Origin of the sequence: Marinobacter sp. F4218 (assembly GCF_019443085.1) — a bacterium.
GTDB lineage: Bacteria > Pseudomonadota > Gammaproteobacteria > Pseudomonadales > Oleiphilaceae > Marinobacter > Marinobacter albus.
In genome coordinates, this window is sequence record NZ_JAHZIL010000003.1 from 2332683 (window position 1) to 2351726 (window position 19044).

Annotated in this window: 16 protein-coding genes; 8 read left to right on the forward strand and 8 right to left on the reverse strand. The window is 61.8% G+C overall.

Going from position 1 to position 19044, the window contains the following annotated elements; genetic code table 11:
• Window positions 1-32: 32 nt before the first annotated feature.
• The 6 genes from K0B93_RS14635 to K0B93_RS14660 all read right to left on the reverse strand — a co-directional run bounded on the left by K0B93_RS14635 (window position 33) and on the right by K0B93_RS14660 (window position 6009).
• Window positions 33-1274: a heme biosynthesis HemY N-terminal domain-containing protein gene (locus K0B93_RS14635; protein WP_219867894.1), complete on the reverse strand. Its 1242-nt coding sequence runs from the start codon at window positions 1272-1274 to the stop codon at window positions 33-35.
• Window positions 1271-2407 carry a uroporphyrinogen-III C-methyltransferase gene (locus K0B93_RS14640; RefSeq protein WP_219867895.1) on the reverse strand — a complete coding sequence of 379 codons (1137 nt, stop codon included), beginning with the start codon at window positions 2405-2407 and terminating at the stop codon, window positions 1271-1273. Before K0B93_RS14640 ends, K0B93_RS14635 begins: the two co-directional genes overlap by 4 nt.
• A gap of 8 nt (window positions 2408-2415) precedes the next feature.
• Window positions 2416-3228 (reverse strand): uroporphyrinogen-III synthase, encoded by an 813-nt coding sequence (locus K0B93_RS14645; protein WP_219867896.1) that lies wholly within the window; start codon window positions 3226-3228, stop codon window positions 2416-2418.
• A complete protein-coding gene (gene hemC / locus K0B93_RS14650; protein ID WP_219867897.1) occupies window positions 3209-4150 on the reverse strand; it encodes a hydroxymethylbilane synthase in 942 nt (313 codons plus the stop codon). The genes K0B93_RS14645 and hemC overlap by 20 nt, the downstream gene beginning before the upstream one ends.
• A 95-nt stretch (window positions 4151-4245) precedes the next feature.
• The gene (locus K0B93_RS14655) at window positions 4246-5007 is read right to left on the reverse strand and encodes a LytR/AlgR family response regulator transcription factor (RefSeq protein ID WP_219867898.1); all 762 of its coding nucleotides are present in this window, start codon (window positions 5005-5007) and stop codon (window positions 4246-4248) included.
• A 9-nt stretch (window positions 5008-5016) separates the two neighbouring features.
• On the reverse strand, window positions 5017-6009 hold the full coding sequence (locus tag K0B93_RS14660) for a sensor histidine kinase (protein ID WP_219867899.1): 993 nt from the start codon (window positions 6007-6009) through the stop codon (window positions 5017-5019).
• 173 nt (window positions 6010-6182) lie between these two features.
• Between K0B93_RS14660 and argH the strand changes: the two genes are divergently transcribed.
• The gene (gene argH, locus K0B93_RS14665; protein ID WP_219867900.1) at window positions 6183-7592 is read left to right on the forward strand and encodes an argininosuccinate lyase; all 1410 of its coding nucleotides are present in this window, start codon (window positions 6183-6185) and stop codon (window positions 7590-7592) included.
• A 30-nt stretch (window positions 7593-7622) separates the two neighbouring features.
• Here the strand turns inward: argH and K0B93_RS14670 are convergent, their stop codons facing one another.
• On the reverse strand, window positions 7623-10067 hold the full coding sequence (locus K0B93_RS14670) for an EAL domain-containing protein (RefSeq protein WP_219867901.1): 2445 nt from the start codon (window positions 10065-10067) through the stop codon (window positions 7623-7625).
• A 145-nt stretch (window positions 10068-10212) separates the two neighbouring features.
• Between K0B93_RS14670 and K0B93_RS14675 the strand changes: the two genes are divergently transcribed.
• The 7 genes from K0B93_RS14675 to K0B93_RS14705 all read left to right on the forward strand — a co-directional run bounded on the left by K0B93_RS14675 (window position 10213) and on the right by K0B93_RS14705 (window position 18765).
• Entirely contained in the window at window positions 10213-13071 is a 2859-nt protein-coding gene (locus K0B93_RS14675; RefSeq protein ID WP_219867902.1) for a class I adenylate cyclase, read from the forward strand.
• A gap of 65 nt (window positions 13072-13136) precedes the next feature.
• Window positions 13137-13313 carry an LPS translocon maturation chaperone LptM gene (gene lptM, locus K0B93_RS14680; RefSeq protein ID WP_219867903.1) on the forward strand — a complete coding sequence of 59 codons (177 nt, stop codon included), beginning with the start codon at window positions 13137-13139 and terminating at the stop codon, window positions 13311-13313.
• Between the two features lie 40 nt (window positions 13314-13353).
• Window positions 13354-14604 (forward strand): diaminopimelate decarboxylase, encoded by a 1251-nt coding sequence (gene lysA, locus K0B93_RS14685; protein ID WP_219867904.1) that lies wholly within the window; start codon window positions 13354-13356, stop codon window positions 14602-14604.
• A 14-nt stretch (window positions 14605-14618) separates the two neighbouring features.
• Entirely contained in the window at window positions 14619-15533 is a 915-nt protein-coding gene (dapF, locus tag K0B93_RS14690; RefSeq protein WP_219868143.1) for a diaminopimelate epimerase, read from the forward strand.
• A 16-nt stretch (window positions 15534-15549) separates the two neighbouring features.
• Entirely contained in the window at window positions 15550-16296 is a 747-nt protein-coding gene (locus K0B93_RS14695) for a DUF484 family protein (RefSeq protein WP_219867905.1), read from the forward strand.
• 1 nt (window position 16297) lies between these two features.
• Window positions 16298-17266 carry a tyrosine recombinase XerC gene (gene xerC / locus K0B93_RS14700; RefSeq protein WP_285368616.1) on the forward strand — a complete coding sequence of 323 codons (969 nt, stop codon included), beginning with the start codon at window positions 16298-16300 and terminating at the stop codon, window positions 17264-17266.
• 59 nt (window positions 17267-17325) lie between these two features.
• Window positions 17326-18765 carry a GGDEF domain-containing protein gene (locus K0B93_RS14705; protein WP_219867906.1) on the forward strand — a complete coding sequence of 480 codons (1440 nt, stop codon included), beginning with the start codon at window positions 17326-17328 and terminating at the stop codon, window positions 18763-18765.
• On the opposite strand, the gene K0B93_RS14710 is transcribed toward K0B93_RS14705, so the two are convergent.
• The gene (locus tag K0B93_RS14710; RefSeq protein ID WP_219867907.1) at window positions 18759-18992 is read right to left on the reverse strand and encodes a DUF2789 domain-containing protein; all 234 of its coding nucleotides are present in this window, start codon (window positions 18990-18992) and stop codon (window positions 18759-18761) included. The two genes, K0B93_RS14705 and K0B93_RS14710, sit on opposite strands and share 7 nt — an antisense overlap.
• Window positions 18993-19044: the final 52 nt, after the last annotated feature.

Below are 19044 nucleotides of genomic sequence, written 5' to 3' on the forward strand. Positions count from 1 at the left end.
GGCGGGCCCGATGGGCCGCCCGTTGGTCTGTTTCAGGCCTTTGGCATGGGCAGTTCGGGCAGTCCGTTGTCGTTCGCCAGCCCCTGCATCATCAGCTTGATGCTGACTTCTTCCTCACCCATGTGGGCGTTCAGCCGGCTCAGTTCCGCCAGGGCCTCCCGACTGCGGCGCAATCGCAGGCTGGTCTCAAAGTATTCCCGGGCTTTGCCCCACAGCTCATTGCGAAGACTGAGTCGCCCCAGTGCCAGCAGTAATTCCGGATTGTTCGGACGGTCCTTCAGCCACTGCTCTGCCAGCAGCAGCTGCTCGTCCAGTTTCTGCCCCCGGATTCGGCCGTACAGGTTGATCAGCTCGTCACTCCAGTGATTGCGCAGGACCTTGCGGAGCAAGGTTTCGGTCTGCGCCTCATCCCCAAGGTCCGCCAACAGGCGGGCGTAGTCCCGGATGGTGTACTCATCCCTGCGCAGGTAGCCGGGCAACTCGTCCCACAGTCGGGTCAGCGGCTCCAGGGAGGCGTCCGGGTCCTCTTTCTGCTGCCGGCGACAGTCCTCGGCGGCGCTCTCCAGCAGGTTATGCCAGACCAGGCGCTGCAACTCGTGGAATTCGTCCTCTGGCAGCACATTGCGCTTGCGCAGTTCCGGCAGCAGTTTTGACAGCTCCCGCCAGTCTTCCAGTCGCAGGTAGGTGTTTTTCAGCAGTTTGAGTACGAACGGATGATGCGGCGATTGCTTGCGCAGGCGCACGAGGGTTGCAAGTGCCTGCTCAAGGCGGTTGCCGGCAAGCTGCAACTGGGCCTGGGTGATGCCGACGGCCATATCCGACCCGGGCGTACTCTCGAAGGCCTTTCGCAACAGTTCATCGACCGCTTCGTGGTCACCGGACTCAAACGAGGCCTGGGCGGCGGCAAGGTAATTGATCAGTGGGGTATCGGCATTGCCCGCGGCTGAGGTCAGCAGTTTTCGCGCCCGGGGCCAGTTACCTTCGGCCAGTGCCAGCAGACCCTGGGTGGTGCGCCGGCGGGCTCGCCGTTCATTGCCCCGGGCGAGCCAGCCGGCCACGACTCCGGTGCTTCGCCGGAAACGACGAAGCAGGTTGAGGCTGACGACGATGAGGGTGACCAGCACCACCAGGCACGCCACGCCCACCCAGAAGTTGGTCTCAATCAGATAATGGCCCAGGCTGATGCGAATGTAGCCAAGGTCGTACTGCAGTCCGAGTGATAGCCCGGTACCGATCAGCAGGGCCAGCAGGACGATGAACAGCAAACGGATCATGAATCATCGCCTCCGTTGCCTTCGGTCTCGCCGCTGCTTCGGGCGTTGGAGTCGTCTTCGTCGTTGGCCTGGAGCCGCCCGGCCAGGCGTTCCTTGAGCAGGCCCAGGGACTTGCTGATGTCCGGCAGCGTCGGGTCGACGTTCCGGTCGGCCAGCTCGGTCAGGGTGTTGGAGAGCGCCATTACCCGCGCATTGCTCGCGTCGTACCAGTTATCGATGGTGTTTCTTGCTTTGGCCAGCGCCCGTTCGAAGAGGGGCTGGTTGCCTCGAAGTACGGCCATTTCCGCTTCTTCCAGCATCAATTGCAGGTTCAGGCGGGCGTACGCGCTCTGGTCGGGGGACAGCAGGGGTTTGACCGGCTCATCCAGGCGACGGACCACCACCACCTGCTTCAAGGTGGTTTTGAAGGTGTCCCAGCCCTCGGCCAGGGCGTTGGCATTACTGCCGTTTTCAGACGACGAATCCCCGCCGTCTTCAGCAATGAAGCCGGGCGCCTGTGAATTGATCAGAGCCTGGTCGGTAAGCTGGTGGATGCTGTCGATGGCGGCTTCCAGTTGCAGGTAAAGGCCGGTGCGGTCAACCCCGCTGATGCCCTTGAGTGCAAGGATTTCCCGGGCCAGCTGTTGCCTGACCGGATACACCCCGATGTCGTCCGATTCAGTGAGCACTTCATCGGCGGCCTGCAGGGCGGAAAGGGCGCCCCGGATGTCCTTCTCGATCATAAGCCGTTGGTTGGCGATCCGCAGCAGGTATTCGGCTTCAGCCAGCAACCAGTCGGTGCGGGTGCGATTACCGGCTTCCAGCAGCTCCCGGGCGTTGTGGTCGATCTGGCGTTGCTGGGTGGCGATCAGTTCCCGTTGCGCCGCCAATTTTTGCTCCAGCGCCTGTATCCGCTGATTTTGCTGGCTGCCACGATCTCCGTAGAGGTCCTCCAGCTGCTGGGTATCCTGTTGCAGGTTGGTGAGCGATTGCTGAACCGCTTGATGATTGTTCCACTGTTGCCAGCTCCAAAGGGCCAGGGCTATGGCAAGGGCCAGGGCCAGGAGGGCAATCAGCCACACCGGCCAGAGTCTCTGGCGTTTGGGCGATTCCTTGGAAATGGTGGCGGGCAGTTGGTCAGTTGTCTCAGTCACGGGCGTCCTTACTTGGCTTTTCCGGAGCCACCGTTCTGGCCGTTCAGTTGCGCTGCAACGGTGGCCACAATGTCGTTATCGGCAAGGCTTCCTGGTATGCACGGATTCTCAAATCCCGCTGCGCGCGCCTGCTCGGCGACCCGATCTGCGGGAACAATCAATAACCTATCGTATAGATTATGGCCGCTATTCGCACATAGTGCGATGAGATTGTTCAAGGTTTCGCCCGAAAGGGTGATGACCGCTTCCGGTGCAAAGTCCCCCAGAAGGTTCTTGATGTGCCCGGGCTTGTAGGTGGGCGTCATGCGTCGATACAGCGGCAGCAGGGAGACCCGGGCACCCCGGGCCTCCAGGGTTTCGCGAATCAGTTCGCGACCGTTCTCGCCACGCACCAGCAGTATCCGTTCCCCTTTGACCTGGGCCAGCGACGGTAACGCCAGCAGGGCTTCACTGGTCCAGCCGCAGGCGGGCTTGCGAATGCTCAGGCCCTGGTCTGCCAGGACCGCCGCCGTTCCGGCCCCAACGGCGTACCAGCGGATTCCCGCTGGAATCTGCGGCCACCAGATATCCAGCTCGTCCAGCAACAGGCGCGCGGCGTAAGGGCTGACGGTGATGATGTGAGAGAAGTGATCAAGATCGAGGATCAGCGCACGCCGTTCCGGTGTTTCCGGCAGGGGTTCGCGTTCGATCAGGGAAAGCACCCGGGCTTCGGCCCCGGCAGCGCGAAAGCACTGGGCCAGGCGGGAAGCCTCGGGTTCGGGCCGGCAGATCAGGATGCGCCGGCCGTCAATACGGAGGGGGTCAGCGTGGGGTGTGGCCATAAATTTCAGCAAGCACCTTGTCGGCACCCAGTGCCAGCAGGTCTTCGGCCAGTTCCCGGCCAAGACGTTCGCCTTCACCCCGCGGAGCTCGGCCCTCGACCCGGAAGATCTGGGTGCCGTCGACGGCGCCGACCAGGCCCCGCAACCAGAGAGTGTGCTCGTCTTCAAGCAGGGCGTAGGCCGCAATGGGAACCTGGCAGCCGCCCTCAAGCCGACGGTTCAGGGCGCGTTCGGCGCTGACCCGGTCCCAGGTGTCCTTGTGGTTCAGAACGGCCAGCATGTTGCGCAGCTCGCTGTCATCCAGCCGGCACTCGATCCCCAGGGCTCCCTGGCCCACCGCCGGCAGCGACACGGTGTCCGGCAGGCAGTAGCGGATCCGGTCGTGGAAACCCAGGCGTTTGAGACCGGAACTGGCCAGCACAATGGCGTCATAATCGCCGGCGTCCAGCTTCGCCAGACGGGTGTTTACATTGCCCCGCAGGACCCGGATCTGGAGGTCCGGGCGATAGGCCCGCAGCTGGGCTTCGCGGCGCAGACTGGCGGTGCCCACGACGGCTCCGTCCGGAAGAGCATCAACATTGTCGAAGTTATTGCTGACAAAGGCGTCAGTGGGATCCTCGCGTTCGCAGATGGCGACGAGGCCCAGACCTTCCGGAAACGTCATGGGGACGTCCTTCATGGAGTGCACGGCCAGATCGGCCCGGCCGTCCAGCATGGCCTCCTCAAGTTCCTTCACAAACAGCCCCTTGCCGCCAATCTTGGCCAGGGGGACGTCCAGGATCTTGTCGCCCTGGGTTTTGATCTTCACCAGCTCGACCTCGACATTGTCGTTCAGGCGTTCCAGCTCGGCCTTGATGAATTCGGCCTGCCACAGTGCCAGGGCACTGCTGCGGGTTGCGATGCGAAGGGTACGTTTTGACATGACACTCACTGCCGGTTCGGAAAATGTCCGCCAAGGTTACCTTGTGACGGAAAAAAAGTCCCGCCGGGGATGTCCGGGTATGCCGAGGGGCTGGACTAGCCCGGCTGGTGTTCCTGCAGCCACTGGCGCACGCTGCTGGCATGGCGACGGCTGACAGGCAGTTCCCCCCGGCTGCCGCGGAGCACCACCAGGCTCTGGCCGTCCGGCGTTCGCTTCAGCGCCTGCACGAAGCGAACTCCAACGAGGGTGTGGCGGTGAATGCGCAGCAGGTGGCGCGGGTAGGTGCTTTCGAGCTCTTTCAGGGTGTAATCGGACACGGTTTCCCCGTTGGCATGGTGCAGGGTGACGTACTTGTGGTCGGCCTCGCAGTAGAGTATGTCCGCCAGATCAATCAGTTCGGTGCCCCGGTAGGTCCTGACGGCCAGCTGTTCGTCGTCCTCGGTGCTCAGCTCCGTCAGGGTTTGAAGCTGGACCCGGTTAACCCGTCCGGCTCGCTCGAGCACGTCTGCCAGAGCCTCCTTGCGCACCGGTTTGAGCAGATACGCAGTGGCCTGAACGTCGAAAGCCTGCATGGCGTAGTGATCGTAGGCCGTGCAGAAAATCAGCGCCGGCGGGTTGGTAAGCTGACCCAGCCGGGCGGCTGCCTCCATGCCGTCCATGCCCGGCATTCGAATATCCAGCAGCAGGATGTCCGGCTCCAGTTCCGCGATCTGCCTGAGGGCGGCATCTCCGTCCGCCGCTTCGCCGCAGACCCGGTAGCCAGGCAGGGAATCCACGAGGCGACGCAAGCGTTCCCGCGCGAGTGGTTCGTCGTCGGCGATCAGGATGCGTCGGGTGGGCGAGGGCGTACTTTGCATGTCAGGTGGTCAGATCCCTGTGTTCGTTTTTGTTTGCAAGTTGGCGCTCTGGCGCGGCAGTCGCAGCGTCACCGTGTAGATGTCGTTCTGGTGGCTGTGCTTGAGCACTGCAGGCTCGCCGAAAAGGGCCTGCAGACGCGACTGGATGTTCGCCAGCGCCATGCGGTTGCCTTCATGCTGCCGGTCGTTGTGATCCGGTTTCGGATTCTGAACCAGCAAGTATACAAAATCGCCCCGGGCCTGTGCCTCCACGCGCACGGTGCCGCCGTCGGGTCTGGGCTGGATGCCATGGTAGATAGCGTTCTCCACCAGTGGCTGCAAGGTCAGGGGTGGGATGGCCTGTTGTTCCAGTCCGGGTTCGATGTGCCAGTCAAGGGTCAGGCGATCGCCCAGGCGCAGGGCCTCGATGGCCAGGTAGCGCTGGCAGAGGTCCAGTTCCTTGGACAGGGGTATCAACTGGTCCACAGTTCGCAGGCTGGCGCGAAAGAGTTCCGAGAGATCGAGTACCGCCTCTTCGGCCTGATCCGGGTTTACCGCAATCAGACTGGCAATGGTGTTCATGCTGTTGAACAGGAAGTGGGGTTGGATACGGGCCTGCAGCGCCGTCAGGTGTGACTGCATTTCCGCTTCCCGCTGCTGCTGCCATTGATGCTGGAGATAGAAGTAGCGGAGCACCATCAGCGCGATCAGCAGTGCCAGCAACAGCTTCTTCGCGACGTCCTGCCAGACCGCAATTCCGACCTGGGGATGCAGGACGCTGTCGGCAAACAGGCTGAAGGCCAGCACATCCAGCAGAACGATGGCAACGATGCTGAGGGTGGCCCGGGGCACCGACATTTTTGCCAGCCGCTGCCGAAGCAGACAGATCAGGGCGGCACTGGTGAGCGTGGTCCACTGCACGAACAGCGACAGCAGGCCGAAATAGTTCCAGTCGATCCAGCCCGCTTTTGCCTGAACAATCGCCAGGACCAGAACCAGCAGTTCGCTGGTGACGAGGAGCATGAACACCGCCCGAACCCGGCACAGGTCCGGAACGAAGAAATCGTTGACTGTTACACCTTTGTCGCCGCTCAGGGGTGGCTCCTTTACACGGGTCAGAATGCTATACTCCCGCCACGTTCAATGTACCCAATTCCCGCCAGATGATGCCGGGCTGTCAGCAGGAAAGATAGACCATGACGGATCAGAATAAGTCTGACCAGACCACAACCTCCGAAAAACCCTGGGGCGGACGCTTCAGCGAACCCACCGACGCTTTCGTGGAGCGTTTCACTGCCTCCGTGGGTTTTGACCAGCGCCTTTATCATCACGACATCACCGGTTCCATCGCTCATGCCACCATGCTGGCCGCCGTGGGCGTGCTGACTGACGAAGAGCGCGACACGATCATCGAAGGCCTGAAAGGCGTCAAGGCTGATATCGAGGCCGGCACCTTTGAATGGTCGGTGAGTCTGGAAGATGTTCACATGAACATCGAAGCCCGCCTGACCGACCGTATCGGCATCACCGGCAAGAAGCTGCATACGGGGCGCAGCCGAAACGATCAGGTGGCCACCGATATCCGTTTGTACCTGCGCGACGAGATTGATGTGATCGCCGAGGAATTGAAGCGCCTGCAAACCGGCCTACTGGACCTGGCTGAGCGGGAGGCGGACACCATCATGCCGGGCTTTACCCACTTGCAGACGGCCCAGCCGGTGACCTTCGGCCATCACCTGCTGGCCTGGTACGAGATGCTGGTGCGTGATGCCGAGCGCCTTCAGGACTGCCGAAAGCGCGTGAACATCATGCCTCTGGGCGCAGCTGCGCTGGCCGGCACCACCTATCCCATTGACCGGCAGATGACGGCGCAACTGCTGGGGTTTGACCGGCCCACCGAGAATTCACTGGACTCGGTCAGCGACCGCGACTTTGCCATTGAGTTCTGCAGCTTCTCCGCTCTGCTGATGACTCACCTGTCCCGCTTCAGCGAAGAGCTGGTGCTGTGGACCTCTGCCCAGTTTGATTTCATCGACTTGCCGGACCGTTTCTGCACCGGTTCCTCAATCATGCCCCAGAAGAAGAACCCGGATGTGCCCGAACTGGTGCGCGGCAAGACCGGTCGCGTGAATGGCCACCTGATCAGCCTGCTTACCCTGATGAAGAGTCAGCCGCTGGCCTACAACAAGGACAACCAGGAAGACAAGGAGCCTTTGTTCGACACAGTCGATACCATCAAAGGCTGTCTCAAGGCATACGCCGACATGATTCCTGCCATCCGCGCCAAGGCTGACAACATGCGGGTGGCGGCCAAGCGCGGATTCTCAACGGCCACGGACCTGGCGGACTACCTGGTCAAGAAGGGCGTGGCCTTCCGGGATGCCCATGAAATTGTCGGCAAGTCCGTGGCCTTCGGTGTCGCCGAAGGCCGGGACCTGTCGGACATGACCCTGGACGAGCTGAAACAGTTCTCCGATGTGATCGGCGAGGACGTCTTTGATGTCCTTACTCTGGAAGGTTCCGTTCAGGCCCGTGATCACCTCGGGGGCACGGCCCCCGACCAGGTCCGGGCAGCAGTGGCGCGGGCCCGCACGCAGCTGGGCTGATCCGGCCGCGCTGGTCTCCGGGGGTAGCGGTTAGCCGCCGATGCGGCCGGTGCTCAGGTCCACTGCTGCCGGGGTAAGTTCGGCCAGCGGCTGTGGGCGTGACAGCCTGAAGCCCTGACCGTAGTGAATGCCCAGGGTTCTGACCTTGCTGAGTGCGTTATCGCTTTCGATGAAGGTCGCCACGGTCTGCTTGCCCGCCACCTCGGCGATGCGGTGCAGGGCCTCGACCATCACCTGTTGCACTGGGTCGTGTTCAAAGTGCTGCATCATCCGACGGTCGAGCTTGATGATGTCCACCGGCAACTTGGCCGCCAGGCTGTAACTCTCCACCGACGCACCGGCACCATCCAGGGCAACCCGGCACCCGATCCGGTGCAGGGAGTCACACAGTACCGCCACGTCGTCGGGATACTGGGTAGCGTGGGCTTCACGGATTTCCAGGCAGAAACACTCCGGGGCGAACGGTGAATCCTGTAGCAGGCTTTCCAGGAAATCCGCAAAGGTGTCGTCCAGAACGCTGGCGAGGGACAGATTGAAGCCACAGTACTTCAATCGGGGTTCCAGCAGCCGATGGTTGTCCAGCCAGCTGAGGGTCTGGCGAATCACTTGGCGATCGAGGCGCTTGGCAAGATCGAACCGTTCGGCAACTGGCAGGAACTGGTCGGGGCGGAGCTCGTCCTGACCGTTGCCATCGCCGGGTATGCGGCACAGGATTTCGATGTGATCCCCCCAGGTTACGCTGGCAACCGGTTTGAGTGACTGATAGGCGAGAATGAGGCTTTGTTCGTCCAGGGCCTTTCGGATCTGTGCCACCTGCCGGTTCGTGGTGCCTTCATCGGTCTGAAGCGCCAGCGCCCTGGCGGTGTGGATGCGGTTGCGGCCGGAGGTCTTGGCGGTATGGCAGAGATCTGCGGCCTGGCTCAGGAGCTGTTCCGGGTTGCCGGGTACCTCGCTGTCCATCATCAGCAGGCCGCCGGACGCGGTGGTTCGCAATGAGTGGCCCTGCCATTCGAAGACGAACTCGCCAATCAGTTCGAGGATGTCCTCGGCAATTTTCCTGGCCCTGGGTTCGGGGCAATTCTCGATCAGCAGCGCAAAAGTGTCGCCGGAAAGTCGCGCCAGTGCATCCCGCTGGCGCACGCGAACGCCCAGATTGCCGGCCAGCTCCCGGAGAAAACGGTCACAGGTGCCGTTGCCGGCCAGATCGTTGAAACGTTCGAACTCATCGAGGTCCAGGTACAACAGGCTGTCGCAGGATTCCCGATGGGTTTTTTGTTCCAGAGTCCGCAACAGCCGGGCGACAAAGGCACGACGGTTCATCAGCCCGGTAACCGGATCGTGACGGATGCGGTATTCACTGCTGGTAGCGTGATTGACGCGATGGCTGATGTCGCGGGCCACATGCACAGCCCCGATCGTCTCGCCCTGACCGTCGGTCAGTCGCTGGTAATGGAATTCGTAGACGGGTAGCTCCCGGTCCTGTTGGGCCAGCGGCATCTCCACTACGAAACTGTCCCGGTCGAATGCCCGCTGCCAAAGCCGTTCGATGAGCCGTCGCTCGTTGGGATAATCCGGCAGCAGTTGTGCCAGTTTGTCGCCAGGTTTGGGGGTGATGCCAAACACGTTGGCGAACTGATGGCTGAAAGGCTGGTTGAAGTGCAGCAGCTTCAGGTCACGATCAACGGCTGCAACCAGGTCGGGCGTCGCCTGCGTGGTGGCGGTCAGTATCTGCACCGCATGCTGGCGGGCCTGATCGCGTTGCATCACCGGGGTATGGTCCACCAGGATCCCGCCCAGGCGCTGAATGCGCTTGCCGTCTTTCAGGGCCCGGCCATTCATCGTGACCCGCCGGATGTTCTGGCGTGCGGTAAGCAGGTTCAGTTCCACGGTAAACGGCTCGCCTGATCGAATGCACCGGCGGAACATTGCCCGGATCCGGTTCTGGCCCGTCTGGCAGTAAAACAGAGCCTGTTCGGGCGTGATCTCGGAACCCGGGCGCAGTTCCAGCAACCGGAAAACGCCCTCGGTCCAGGTCATTTCGTTGGTCTGGGTGTCCAGCTCCCAGATCCCGAATGCGGCGCTGTCCTCGGCCGATGCCAGCAGCCGTGGATCCATGTTGCCGTTGTCCCGTTGGGTGATGCTGGCGCTGGCGGCCTTGTCGGAATCCCGCATGTTCTTGCGCAGGCTCAGGCAGGCTGTGTAAAAAAATCCTTCCTTGTGCCGGAAGGTGATCAAGGCATCCTGCCCGCGCTCAATCCGGTGCCGGTTAGCCGGGGCAAAGGGGTCGTCCTGCCGGGAGGCCAATACCCGGTGGACCGGCTGACCCTCGAGTTCGCTGGCGTCGTAACCCAGTACGGACTCGGCATGGCGGTCAGCAAACAGCACTTTGCCCTCGTCATCGATACGCAGCAGTGCGCTGCGTTCAGATCCTTTGGGCTGATCGGAACGGTAACGACGGATGACGAATTCTTTCACGACGGGTGAGCCTCGGGTTTCTTCGCTATGATTCTTCAGGTTGCCCGGAACGTGCCGGCACCGCTTTTATTTTTTTGTCGGTTTTGCCACGATGCGTCCATCATACTGATACTGACACTTAAAAGAACCTCTCCCCGGAGCTGCCTTGACCGCCCACGTTGCCCCGATTGCCCTGGATTTTGAAGAGGGTATAGATCGAAAGACCTTGCGTCGTCTGCGTGACCGGTTCCTGTCGGTCAATCAGCAGCGTTGGGACCGGGCGTGCTCGGCGCTGACCTACCGCCAGCAGATAGTACTGGAAGTGTTGCCCCTGGTGTTTCACGCCAACCATCCGGCCCTGCCGGGTTACATCGACGCGGATTGTCCCTACGGCCTCAGTCATTACCGACCCCCGTCCCGAACCCTGAACGCTGCACGCCGTCTGGCGCGGACCTTCAGCGTCCGGAGTGAAGGCAAGCGCCGGCCAGACCTGGATGCCTTGTTCCTCATGGGGAGTCCCGGTACGTTGGGGCATTCCGTGGCCAGCGATCTCGATCTGTGGTTGTGTCATCGGAGTGATTTGCCGGAGCGAGGCATCCAGTGCCTGGAGCGGAAAGCGGAAAAGCTGTCGGACTGGGCAGCATCGCTGGGAGTAGAGCTGCACGTGTTTGTGTTCTGTGCAGAGGACTGGCGGGCGGGCCGTCAGCGCGCGGAGGTGACCGGTGAAAACTGCGGCAGTGCCCAGCATTACCTGCTGCTTGACGAATTCTACCGGACCAGTATCCACCTGGCCGGTCGCTATCCGATGTGGTGGCTGATTCCCGCCGACTGCGAGCCGCGCTACGACGAGTGCATGCGACAGCTGGTGGACTGCCGCTTTATCCGGGGCGACGAGTACATTGATTTTGGCCCGGTGTCGGCGATCCCCGAGGAGGAGTTCTTGGGGGCGGGAGTGTGGCAGCTCTACAAGGGCATCGACGCACCCTGGAAATCGATCCTCAAGCTGTTACTGATCGAATGCTATGCCCAGACCGCGGACCAGCCGCTGTTATCGAGCGTGTTCAAGCAGGCGGTGTTCCGTGGGCAGACCGACGCTGACGGACTGGATCCTTATCTGCTGCTCTACAACCGGCTCGAAGCCTGGCTATCGGATTCGCCGATGGCCGGACGTCTGGACCTGGTCCGGCGTAGCCTGTATCTGAAAGCGGGTCTCCCGTTGACCCGTGCCGAGTCGTCGCCGGAGCAGTGGCGTGCGCGCCTGCTCACGCAGCTGGTGGAGCGGTGGCAATGGCCGGAGCAAACCCTCGCGGAGCTGGACAACCGTCACCGTTGGCGTGCCGAGGACGTCACCAGGTTGCGTCGGCTCGTTGTCGCCGAGCTCACCCACAGCTACCGGTTGCTGTCGAAGATGGCCCGGGAGCACGGCACGCGGTCGGCCATCAGCGTCGGCGATATCAATCTCCTTGGCCGCAAACTCTATGCCGCGTTTCAGCGTAAAGCCGGCAAGATCGAGCAGATCAACCCCGGCCTCGCGCCGTCACTGGTGGAGGAAAATCTGGCCTTCTACCACCAGTCGGAACAGGGGAGCGATGGAAATGGCTGGCTGCTTTACCGGGACCTTGAAGATCCGGCCGACGCCTTCTGGCAGCCGGCAATCCGCCGCTCGGGCAACCTGACCGAGCTGATGGTGTGGTGTTACTGCAATGGCCTTCTGTCCCGGTCCACCCGGCTGAACGTGCGGGCCGGTCAGACCGTTGCGTCAGTCAGTGAATTGCGGGAAATGCTGGAAGCCCTATCCGCCTTCCTCCCGTTTCCGATTGAACCTGCCGACCGGGAGGCGCTGTCCAGAGGGGGCCGGCCGGTGAGCAACCTGCTGCTGGTCAATGTCGGGGTCGACCCGCAGGCCTACCTTACCGAAAAGGGCCTGCATAAGCTCAGCGCACGGCACGATTCCCTGGGTTTCAGTGGCGGGCGGGAAAATCTTGTGGTCACCATTGACCAGATTACCTTCAACAGTTGGCACGAGGTGAGTCTCCAGCATTACGCCGCCGGCGATACCCTGGTGCAGTGCCTCAAGAATGTGCTGGCGTCGGTGGCGGGTGACCCGTCGGAGCTGCCGGGTATCCGCGTTCATGGCCACAACCGGGGCCACGGCGCCGCGATTGCCCGACGGGTTCAGGAACTGTTCAGCGACGTCTTGCGACAGTTTTTTGCAGGCGGTTTGGGGCCACACCCGTTGCGCTATGTGATTGAAATGGGCCGGCGCTATTTCCTGCTTCAGTTCAACGGCCGGGAGCCCGGGTTCGTGGCCCTCGACAGCTTTGCGGCGTTGATGGAACACCTCGCTTTGCCCCAGGGAAAGTATTTGCCAGTGGTATTCGACCGTCACGCGATTCCGGAAGATCCTGCCCTGAGAGCCGTGTCCCAGGCTTGCGAACCGGACAATATCCAGGTGTTCTATTACATCCGGGGTGACCGCGCTCGGATCTGGGTGGCTGATGAACTGGGATCGCTTTCCAGTTGGGAGCAGGCGGTCGGCAACCGGCGGTACATGCTGGCGCCGCTGCTGCGCTTTCTGGAGAATCTCGTGGAGCGCCGCACGCTACGCCACAGCGATGTTCCGTCGATGCTGGCGGGCGTACAGTGTCAGGAAGTCGTCAATCGCGATGGCTACTGGCGCACCGAGCCCCGTCCCGATTCCAACTCCGCAGGGGCACTTCCGGGCCTTGAGGTGCAGGCTGTAGGCATCCAGGAGGGCGGCAGTGGTGTCAGGTTCGATATCTTCTGCGGTGAGCAGGAATTCACGGCCCAGGAGTACGGAGACCGGCTGATTCCGGCTGTCGCCCACTACATACGCTCCCAGCGCGAGAGCCACGAGGCCTATCCGGCCTACCTTACCGATGTCCATCTCCCCCACGATCTGGATCCTCAGGTGTATCAGCTGGATATCCAGACCAGTCAGTACCTCCATTACCGTTCAATGCTGGAGTCTGCCCTGAACCAGGCCCTGCAGAGCGAAAGCTAGTGTCCTCGCCGCGTGGGCCGGGTCTCAGGTATACTTGCGCCATGGTAAACTCAGGGGTTACGAGAATGCGCACGGTAAAGCTTTGGCTCGCTGGTCTGGTGGTGTTGTTGGCACTGAGCGGCTGTGGTCAGAAGGGGCCACTGTACCGGGAAGATCCGGACGTTTCAGCCCGTGCGACAGATGCGGTCACAGCCGAGCCCGGAAGCCGGGACGTGCGTGACGATGAGGATGTTGGCGAGTAACGAGCTGCCCTCCGGCCCCGTATAACGAATCAGGAAACTCATGGACCATTTCAATTACCGCAACGGCGAACTTTTTGCCGAGGACGTGCCTGTCTCTGCCATTGCCGAGCGCTTCGGGACCCCGGCCTACGTTTATTCCCGGGCGACCCTGGAGCGCCATTACCGTGCTTATGACGATGCGCTCGAGGGGCGGCCGCACCTGGTTTGCTATGCCGTGAAAGCCAACAGCAACCTCGCGGTGCTCAATGTGCTGGCCCGTCTGGGGGCGGGGTTCGATATTGTGTCCGCCGGTGAGCTGGAGCGAGTGCTGCGCGCCGGTGGTGATGCCGGCAAGGTGGTCTTCTCCGGTGTCGGCAAGCAGGAGTGGGAAATGAAGCGCGCCCTGGAGGCGGGCGTGCGCTGCTTCAACGTGGAGTCCGACACCGAGCTGGACCGTCTCAACGCTGTTGCCGGCGAACTGGGCGTCCGGGCGCCGGTTTCCCTGCGGGTGAACCCGGATGTCGATGCCGGTACCCACCCCTACATTTCGACCGGCCTGAAAGAAAACAAATTCGGCATTGATATTGCCGAAGCGCCCGCCGTATACGCCCGGGCTGCGGCCATGTCCAATCTCGACATTCAGGGCGTTGACTGTCACATCGGCTCGCAACTGACCTCGGTGTCGCCCTTTCTGGACGCTCTGGACCGGGTGCTGGCCCTGATCGACGTGCTTGCGGAGCAGGGCATTGCCATCCGTCATCTCGACATGGGCGGGGGCCTCGGCGTTACCTACGACCAGGAACAGCCGCCCCAGCCATCGGACTATGTGACCGCCCTCGCCGAACGCCTGGGTGAGCGGGAATTGGAGTTGATTATGGAGCCCGGGCGTTCCATCGCGGCCAATGCCGGTATTCTGGTAACCCGTGTTGAGTTCCTGAAGTGCACGGAACATCGAAACTTCGCCATCATCGATGCCGCGATGAACGACCTGATCCGCCCGGCGCTTTATGGCGCCTGGCAGGCCATCGTGCCCGTGACCCCGCACCAGCAGGGTGAGGAGAAATCCTGGGATCTGGTGGGACCGGTGTGCGAGACCGGCGATTTCCTCGGCAAGGATCGCCTGCTTCGACTGCAGGCCGGTGACCTGCTGGCGGTTCGTTCCGCCGGCGCTTACGGGTTTGTCATGAGTTCCAACTACAACAGCCGCAACCGCCCGCCGGAGTTGATGGTGGATGGCGATCAGGTACATGTGGTGCGTCGTCGTGAAAGCCTGGAAGACCAGCTCGCGCCCGAGAGTTGTCTGCCGGAATGAGCGGGACGCAGGATATGGGGCAGCAGCGACGAGGCCAGGGCGCAACCGTGCGATTCACCAAGATGCACGGGCTGGGAAACGACTTCATGGTTGTTGATGCCATCAGCCAGCCGTTTCGCCTGCGTCCGGAGATGATCCGGGAGTTGGCGGACCGCAATTTCGGCATTGGTTTTGACCAGTTGCTGGTCGTGGAACCACCCGGTTTGCCGGATGTGGATTTCCGCTATCGCATCTTCAATGCCGACGGCTCCGAGGTAGAGCAGTGCGGCAACGGTGCTCGCTGTTTCGCCCGCTTTGTCCGGGACCAGCGCCTTACCAACAAGAAGGTGATCCGCGTTCAGACCGCCAAAGGCGTGATTGAGTTGCGGGTTGGCAAGGATGGCCTGGTGATGGTCAACATGGGGGTTCCAGAGCTGAACCCTCCAGCGATTCCGTTTGCTGCCGACCGTCGCAAGCAGGTCTACACCGTCGACGTAAATGGCGAAACCGTAGAGCTGACTGCGGTGTCCATGGGCAATCCCCATGGCGTTCTGCTGGTGGACGACGTGGATACGGCACCGGTGGAGACCCTGGGGCCGAGGCTGGAAAATCACCCCCGCTTCCCGGCTCGGGCCAACATCGGGTTTCTCCAGATCATCGACCGTACCCACGTCCGGCTGAGAGTGTTCGAGCGCGGTTCGGGCGAAACCCTGGCCTGTGGCAGTGGCGCCTGTGCCGCCGTGGTGGTGGGTTGCCTGCGGGGCTTGCTGGATAATCGGGTCGAAGTGGAACTGCGCGGTGGCCGGCTGGTGATTGAATGGCGGGGGGAGGGGACCCCTGTTATGATGGAAGGCCCTGCAACGAGCGTCTTTGAGGGGCAGTTGCGGTTGCCCGGCGATCATCAGGGACGTCGTCGGAGAGGGAGCAAACCAACCAAACAACGGTCCTGACAGTCAGGAGAGAGCGATGACAGAACAAACGGCCCGCCAGAAGGCCGGAGAGCTCGGCCGGGAACAGGTGGCGGAGTATCTGCGAGATAATCCGGATTTCTTTGTGGATCAGGATGAGCTGCTTCGCAGTCTGACCCTGCCTCACGACAGTGGTCGGGCGATCTCGCTGGTGGAACGTCAGGTGCATCTGTTCCGTGAACAGCGCGATACCCTGCGTCGGGAGCTGGTGGAGCTGGTTGCCATTGCCCGCCAGAACGACCGGTTGTTCGAAAAGAGCAAGCGCCTGCTGATGCAGGTGATCGAAGCCCGGAACCTCAATGATATGGCATCGGCCATCGATGACAGCATTCGCGGGGATTTCGGACTGGATGCGGCCTCGGTACTGTTGTTTACGGATGTGCCCCTGGCGGATCCTTCCCAGGGAGCACTTCATGTGGTTCGCCCGGCCGAAGCCCACGAGCGCCTCGGGAGTCTGCTCGAAGGCAGTCGTGCGGTGTGTGGCCAGTTCCGGGAGAGCGAGCGTCAGTTCCTGTTCCCGGACCGTGAAGAACCGATCGCCTCGGTGGCCCTCGTACCCCTGCGCAGCAACGAACTGGTCGGGGTGTTCGCCGTCGGAAGCTGTCAGCCCGGCTATTTTGACCAGAGCATGGGCTCCCTATTCTTGAGCTACATCAGTGATACGCTGAGCCGTCTGCTTCCGCCCATGGTTCAGCGCCACACCGGAGCGGCCCCGGTGGCCGATATCGCCACGGAGTCCCGATAGGGTGCCTGACCAGACCGGATCAGTGGAGCCGCCAGCCAGTCTGAACGCTCCACTGGAAGCCTTCATCGGTCACCTCGCCTCGGAAAAACGCCATTCTCCCCGCACCTGCGACAGTTACCAGCATGACCTCCTGTGCCTGGCCCGGTGGTTGTCCGAGGATCAGCGGGATCAGTGGCAGTCGGTATCCAATCATGACCTGCGTCGCTACGTTGCGAGGCTCAGCCGGAACGGGCTGAACGGTCGCAGTATCGCGCGGCATCTGTCGGCGATTCGCCGTTTCTACCAGTACCTGTTGCGGGAACGACTGGCCACCGACAATCCCGCGCTGGGTATCCGGGCCCCCAAGAGTGCACGGCGCCTGCCCAAAGTGGCCGATGTGGACCAGCTTAATCACCTGCTTGATGCCAGCCCGGATGATCCGCTGGAGATGCGCGATCTGTGTATGTTTGAACTGATGTACTCCTCCGGGCTGCGACTGTCGGAACTGGCCAGCCTGGATCTGGACTCGGTGGACCTTCAGGGCGGCGAAGTCCGGGTGCTGGGCAAGGGCGGGAAGGAGCGGGTTCTTCCCGTCGGGCGCAAGGCGAGGTCAGCGGTGCGGGCCTGGCTGCCGGTGAGAGCCGGCCTTGCTGCCGAAACGGAACAGGCGCTGTTTGTCAGTCGACGGGGCGACCGGATAAGCCACCGCAGCATTCAGGCCCGACTCAATCGCTGGGGGCTGGCCAAAGGCGCTGACCAGAAACTCCATCCTCACCTGCTGCGTCATTCCTTCGCCAGCCATATGCTGGAATCCAGTGGTGACCTCCGGGCCGTCCAGGAATTGCTGGGCCATGCCGACATAGCCACGACGCAGGTATACACCCATCTGGATTTTCAACATTTAGCCCGGGTTTATGACCAGAGTCACCCCAGAGCCCGCCGTCATCCGTATCATGGTCAAAAACGTAAGCAAGACGGCGCCGGTGACTAGCCGGGCACCGCATCAAAACCGCTAACTTGCGGTCGGCACAGGCGAAACGGGAGCGCTTCATGGCATCTGATCAGTCCTGGAAGGAGAAATACCTTCGGGAACTGGAGTTGGCAGACATTCGGGAACAGCAGTGGAAAGTTGAACGTAATACCCTGGAGCGGATGCTGGTGCGCACGAGCCTGGCCTCGGAAGGTCAGACGCCGGAGCTCGATCGCCTGTTGGCGCAGGTTCGCAAGGACCTGCGCAAGAAAAGTGTGGATGTCGATGCCTGGCGGGAGTTGCAGGAGCAGATTGACCGGCAGGTGGCTTTGCTCGACGAACTGGCCGCCCCTGAAAACCGGGAGCGGCCGGAGGCGCCGGCTGTCAGCCCCGCCCCGGTATCCGCGGAAGCGGGGAACGTCCCGGGTGATGATCAGGACCTGGCCGACAACACCCAGCGCCTCCGGATCGCGCGGCGAATCGGGCAGCTGCTGGGGCAACTGCTCAACAGTGTGACACTCGAACCGGCTGCCGAGGTTCGCGCCCGGGCACTGCAGCAGTCATTGCTTTCGAGCAATGACTGGAACGAACTGCGGGAAGGCCTGAATCACGTGGCCGAGCTCGTGATCGCAGCCGTCACCCGAAGCCAGCGGGAATTTGAGGTCTTCCTGAAGCGACTTGATGAGCGACTCGAGGTGCTGCAGGAGCACTTTACGGAGCAGTCTTCCGCCCAGACGAGTCGATTGAGCGCGTCCGAAGCCCTGGATCGTGAAATTCGGCAGGAGCTGGAGCGGGCGGGCTCGGATCTGAGGGATAGTGAGGATCTGCAGCAGCTGAAAGCGTCGGTCAGTCAGCATCTGTCATCCATTGGCCAGGCAATGGGACGGTTTCGTGAACAGGAAACGGAGCGGGAGAAGGCCCTGTCGGAGCAACTGGGCGTCATGCAGGAAAAGATTGCGGCCATGGAGGCACATTCCGAACAGATGCAGAGTGAGGTGCGACGGGAACGCCAGCGGGCGATGACCGACCTGCTCACCCAACTGCCGAACCGGGAGGCTTGGCAGGAGCGCCTGTCCTTCGAGTTCAACCGCTGGCAGCGGTATCAGCAGGCATTGACCATTGGCGTGCTGGATATCGATTTCTTCAAACGAATCAACGACTCCTATGGTCACAAAGCCGGTGATCGGGTGTTGCAACTGGTCGCCAGGGAACTGAGCGAGCGGCTCCGGGCAACGGATTTCATTGCCCGCTTTGGTGGCGAAGAATTTGTCCTGCTGTTTCCTGAAACCACGCCGGATGCGGCCAAAGTGGCGATGGATAAGCTCCGGCAGCATGTTGGCAACCTGCCATTTCATTTCAGTGGTGAGCCGGTAAGGGTCACTTTTTCGGCCGGGTTGGCGGCTGTCGGACAGGGCGATTCTGAGGAGACGGTGTTTGATCGTGCCGACCGCGCCCTGTATCTGGCGAAGGACGACGGCCGGAATCGTGTTCAGATCAGTGCAGAGCAGGTGGGTCAGTGACGCATCATCGCGTCCAGTTCGTCGATGATCTCAGCCCAGTCACTATCGTCCTCAAGGCCTTCTTCCAGGAAGTGGGACTGACTTTCCGACCAGAATGGAGCATCCTGAAGCGCGATTTCCCGGGGCAGTGGCGAGTACCTGGCCACAAAGTCCTCAATGCTCTTTTCGTCGGCCGCCAGGCCGAGCTGTTCGAAAAGGGTATTGAGCGTGTGCTTGCTTGTATCCATGGATACAGATCTCCTGATTGACGGTTGCCTGAATGAAATCCCGGTCGTTTGC

What these genes read in the sequence shown, in the direction of transcription:
- argH (WP_219867900.1), top strand. Translation starts at nt 6,183, where the DNA reads ATGACGGATCAGAATAAGTCTGACCAGACCACAACCTCCGAAAAACCC.
- K0B93_RS14695 (WP_219867905.1), top strand. Translation starts at nt 15,550, where the DNA reads ATGACAGAACAAACGGCCCGCCAGAAGGCCGGAGAGCTCGGCCGGGAA.
- lptM (WP_219867903.1), top strand. Translation starts at nt 13,137, where the DNA reads ATGCGCACGGTAAAGCTTTGGCTCGCTGGTCTGGTGGTGTTGTTGGCA.
- K0B93_RS14660 (WP_219867899.1), bottom strand. Translation starts at nt 6,009, where the DNA reads ATGCTCCTCGTCACCAGCGAACTGCTGGTTCTGGTCCTGGCGATTGTT.
- lysA (WP_219867904.1), top strand. Translation starts at nt 13,354, where the DNA reads ATGGACCATTTCAATTACCGCAACGGCGAACTTTTTGCCGAGGACGTG.
- K0B93_RS14645 (WP_219867896.1), bottom strand. Translation starts at nt 3,228, where the DNA reads ATGGCCACACCCCACGCTGACCCCCTCCGTATTGACGGCCGGCGCATC.
- dapF (WP_219868143.1), top strand. Translation starts at nt 14,619, where the DNA reads ATGGGGCAGCAGCGACGAGGCCAGGGCGCAACCGTGCGATTCACCAAG.
- K0B93_RS14710 (WP_219867907.1), bottom strand. Translation starts at nt 18,992, where the DNA reads ATGGATACAAGCAAGCACACGCTCAATACCCTTTTCGAACAGCTCGGC.
- K0B93_RS14635 (WP_219867894.1), bottom strand. Translation starts at nt 1,274, where the DNA reads ATGATCCGTTTGCTGTTCATCGTCCTGCTGGCCCTGCTGATCGGTACC.
- hemC (WP_219867897.1), bottom strand. Translation starts at nt 4,150, where the DNA reads ATGTCAAAACGTACCCTTCGCATCGCAACCCGCAGCAGTGCCCTGGCA.
- K0B93_RS14705 (WP_219867906.1), top strand. Translation starts at nt 17,326, where the DNA reads ATGGCATCTGATCAGTCCTGGAAGGAGAAATACCTTCGGGAACTGGAG.
- K0B93_RS14655 (WP_219867898.1), bottom strand. Translation starts at nt 5,007, where the DNA reads ATGCAAAGTACGCCCTCGCCCACCCGACGCATCCTGATCGCCGACGAC.